Origin of the sequence: Tolypothrix sp. VBCCA 56010 (genome assembly GCF_050875635.1) — a bacterium.
GTDB lineage: Bacteria > Cyanobacteriota > Cyanobacteriia > Cyanobacteriales > Nostocaceae > Hassallia.
This window is the reverse complement of sequence record NZ_JBPAOH010000294.1, coordinates 1-4,135: the sequence shown is the minus strand read 5'-3', so window position 1 is coordinate 4,135 and position 4,135 is coordinate 1. Positions and strand designations below refer to the sequence as shown.

Annotated in this window: 3 protein-coding genes and 1 pseudogene; 2 read left to right on the top strand and 2 right to left on the bottom strand. The window is 44.9% G+C overall.

Annotated features, from left to right (window positions below; all coding sequences use genetic code 11):
• The first annotated feature begins 464 nt into the window (after positions 1–464).
• Entirely contained in the window at positions 465–1,709 is a 1,245-nt protein-coding gene (locus AABK37_RS40740) for a styrene monooxygenase/indole monooxygenase family protein (RefSeq protein WP_432557070.1), read from the top strand.
• A 182-nt stretch (positions 1,710–1,891) separates the two neighbouring features.
• Positions 1,892–3,373: a glycerol kinase GlpK gene (gene glpK / locus AABK37_RS40735; RefSeq protein WP_432557069.1), complete on the top strand. Its 1,482-nt coding sequence runs from the start codon at positions 1,892–1,894 to the stop codon at positions 3,371–3,373.
• On the opposite strand, the gene AABK37_RS40730 is transcribed toward glpK, so the two are convergent.
• Entirely contained in the window at positions 3,343–3,468 is a 126-nt protein-coding gene (locus AABK37_RS40730) for a hypothetical protein (RefSeq protein ID WP_432557068.1), read from the bottom strand. The two genes, glpK and AABK37_RS40730, sit on opposite strands and share 31 nt — an antisense overlap.
• 79 nt (positions 3,469–3,547) lie before the next feature.
• Positions 3,548–4,135 (bottom strand): annotated as a pseudogene (locus tag AABK37_RS40725) (hypothetical protein); the annotation flags it as partial.

Here is a 4,135-nt window from a genome sequence, read left to right as displayed (position 1 = left end):
CATTAATGAGTCTTTGAACTCCATTAATGAGTCTTTGAACTCCATTAATGAGTCTTTGAACTCCATTAATGAGTCTTTGAACTCCATTAATGAGTCTTTGAACCTCATTAATGAGTCTTTGAACCTCATTAAAGAGTCTTTGAACCTGATTAATGAGTTTATCCTGGATACACCCGTCCAATTTTTGCACCCCTCGCCCTTGCCAATGACGCGATAGCCGTTCGCGTAGCGTCTCGAAGAGAAGGCTTAAGCTTCGCTTATCGCACTCGTCTAAAGTCATGAGAGTATAAAGAAAAGCGATCGCTTTTCAAATTCCCTTCAAAACGTTCTATAATTGACGAAAAAATAGCCGATTTAATTAAAGCCGCATCTGAATCGCATCAAGCAAAATCCCTTAAATGCATAACTCAATTCTGAGGATGCCTATTATATATTACAGTTGATCGAAAATATTGGATAAGAAAATGCGACGAATTGCAATTATAGGAGCAGGTCAAGCAGGTCTTTATTTAGCTATTGGTCTACTTGATGCGGGTTATGGAGTAACTTTATTTAGCGATCGCACACCAGAAGCGATCCTCAATGGTAAACCGATGGGATTACCAATATTATTCTCCAATACTCAGGAACTAGAAAGTAATTTAAAACTGAATTTCTGGGATGATGAATTTCCTAGCTGTGATAAATTCCGTAGCCAAGTCTGCGATCCTGAAGGAAACCCAGCTTTAGTTATCTCCTCTCCTATAGAAAAACCTTGGCAAGCTGTAGATCAGCGTCTTAAATTTTCTACTTGGATGCACGAGTTTGTCAACAGAGGTGGTGAACTTATAATTCAAGCGATGACACCAAACGACTTAGAGAAATGTGTAAAAAACTATGATTTAGTTGTGGTTTCTACTGGTAGAGGAAGTCTCTCAAATTTGTTTGAAGCAGACACACAAAAATCGAAACATGATAAACCGCAGCGTTACTTAGCATCAGTAATTGCCACAAATTTAAATGTAGATACAGCCGATTTACATACCGTTAAGATGACTGTTCTACCTGGTGTTGGTGAAATGCTTTTGTATCCATTTTATGCAAAAGATAAAATTCCAGCTTGCGTAGTTGCCTTTGAAGCTTGCCTTGGGGGAGTAATGGATCAATTTTCCCAAGTAAAAAGCGGTGAAGAACAGGTGGAAATGAGCAAAAAGGTAATGCAGCAGTTGAAACCCGACAATTACGAAGTTGTGAAAGATATGCAACTAGTAGATGACCAAGCATGGTTAAATGGTAGAATTACACCGACAGTGCGTCAACCAATTGGTCGCTTGCCATCAGGTGCAGTTGTTATGGGTATTGGCGATGCTGTCATCCTACACGATCCGATTGGTGGACAGGGAGCGAATAACGCGACAAAAATCGCTCATTTAGTTAAGCAACGAATTATTGAGCATGGCAACCAACGCTTCGATGATTCATGGATGCAAAAAGTATTTGATGAATTTTGGAATTACGCTCAGTATACTCATGCTTTTACTGATTGCTTGCTAACACCTCCAGAACACCTGCAAGATATTATGGTTGCAATGAGTGAAAATCCAGAAGTTGCCAGAGATTATTTAAATGGTATTAATCATCCACCGAGCTTATCCCCGTGGTTTTTTGATTCCCAAAGCGCCAAGGAATATTTAGCACAAAAGAACAGTTGCGTTAAAGCTAGTGTATAGTGGGTTTGCTGGGAAGTTTTTGATGAATGCTTGTCCCCCATAATGTAAATTTCATTGGTGTAAAAGTAAGTTGCGTAGGGTGCGTTATCGCGCTTCGCGATAACGCACCCTACCAAACTGATGAATGCTTGTCGGGCATAATGTAAATTTCATTGGTGTAAAAGAGATTCGAGATATATCCAATGACTAAATATATTCTGGCATTCGATCAAGGCACTACCAGCTCGCGCAGTATTATATTTGACCGCAATGGCGATATGCTGACCATTGCTCAGAAAGAATTTCCCCAAATCTTTCCGCAGCCTGGTTGGGTGGAGCATGATGCTAACGAAATATGGTCTTCCCAAATTGGTGTAGCCAACGAAGCTTTAGCTCGCATTAATATCCAGGCTGGTGATATTGCTGCGATTGGAATTAGCAATCAACGAGAAACGACGATAGTTTGGGAGCGAAAAACAGGCAAGCCGATTTACAATGCGATCGTCTGGCAAGATCGCCGCACTGCTGCTTACTGCGATGAACTTAAGGCAGCTGGACATGAGACAACATTCCAAAACAAAACAGGACTGGTGATTGATGCTTACTTTAGTGGCACTAAACTCAAGTGGTTGCTTGATAATGTGCCTGATGCTCGCTCTAAAGCCGAGCGAGGAGAACTAGCATTTGGAACCGTTGATAGCTGGTTGATTTGGAAACTAACTCAGGGGGAACTCCACATCACAGATGTAACTAATGCTAGCAGAACGTTGTTGTTTAATATTCACACTCAGCAGTGGGACGATGAATTGCTGACTATTCTCGATATTCCCCGTTCTCTTCTTCCCCAAGTGCAGAGTTCGTCACAAGTATATGGCTATACATTTGAAGGTCTTTTGGGTAGCCGCATTCCCATTGCTGGAATTGCCGGAGACCAGCAGGCTGCAACCTTTGGGCAGGCATCGTTGCAATCTGGTATGGCGAAAAACACTTACGGTACAGGTTGCTTTATGTTGCTGAATACAGGTAATAAGCCGATGCTATCCAAGCACAAGTTGCTGACGACGATCGCCTGGTCAATAAATGGACGCACCACTTATGCCCTAGAAGGCAGCGTATTTATTGCCGGGGCAGTTGTGCAATGGCTACGCGACGGACTCGGCATTATCAAGCATAGTGGCGATGTTGAAGCTTTAGCTTGCAGCGTGACTGATAATGGTGGTGTGTATTTTGTGCCTGCGTTCGTCGGTTTGGGCGCACCTTATTGGGATAGCTACGCTCGTGGTACAATTGTAGGTTTAAGTCGCGGATCGACCAGTGCCCATATTGCCCGTGCAGCCCTAGAAAGCATTGCCTATCAAACGGCTGACGTGATTGATGCTATGCGTCAAGATTCTCAACTTTATCTGTCTGAACTGCGGGTAGATGGGGGTGCATCCCGCAACGATCTGCTGATGCAGTTCCAAGCCAATATTTTAGGTGTGCCGATTGTCCGTCCCAAAATCACCGAAACTACTGCTTTGGGTGCTGCTTATCTGGCAGGTCTAGCTGTTGGCTATTGGGACGAAGCCGAAATTGTGCAGCAGTGGCAGGTTGAGAAACGGTTTGAGCCGAACTTCAGCGCTGACCATCGCTTAACACTACTAAACTCATGGCATCAGGCGATCGCCCAGACGCGACATAGGTAGAGGGGTAGGGGGCATTGGGCATTGGGCATTGGGCATTGGGGAGGCAGTGCGTTGCGCGGGTTAAGCGCGTTGTAGCACCTGCCGTCATTGGGCATTGGGCATTGGGCACATCTTGCAGGGGGTAGGAAACAAGGGGTGCGATGGGCTACTTGCTAGGAAAAGGAAAGAAACGCTTTATCCTGGATACACTCGTCCTTTCCAAGCACCACCTCGCCCTTGCCAATGACGTAAAGCTGAGTCTAAAGTCATGAGAGTATAGAGAAAAGCGATCGCACTCAAGCAAAATACCAACCATACAGGACACTTATAAAAGCGGATGGTGGGTAAATAAGCCAAACTCATCAGCAACCATGTCAACAAACCTGTAAATGCGATTCCCCAATTCCCCATCAACGCACCCCAAATAATCCCCAAAGGTGGAACGATGTAAATCAAAGTCATCCCCACCAAAGTCAAAATTAACCGCAATGGCGAATAATTCAATTGCGTATAAGCAGTACGCGCAACCATATCCCAAATCGTAGTCAAAGAAGGATAGGGACGCAAACTGCGAGTTTTAGTACTTAATCCCAGCCAAATGCGACCGGTTGAGGGAGTGGAGGAGTGGGGGAGTGTGGGATGGGGAGATGGGGAGAGGGGGAGAGGGGGGGATGGGGAGAGGGGGGGATGGGGAGAGGGGGGGATGGGGAGAGGGGGGGATGGGGAGAGGGGGGGATGGGGAGAAAGAATTGTCTCCAAGTCTCCTTGTCTCCAAGTCTCCTT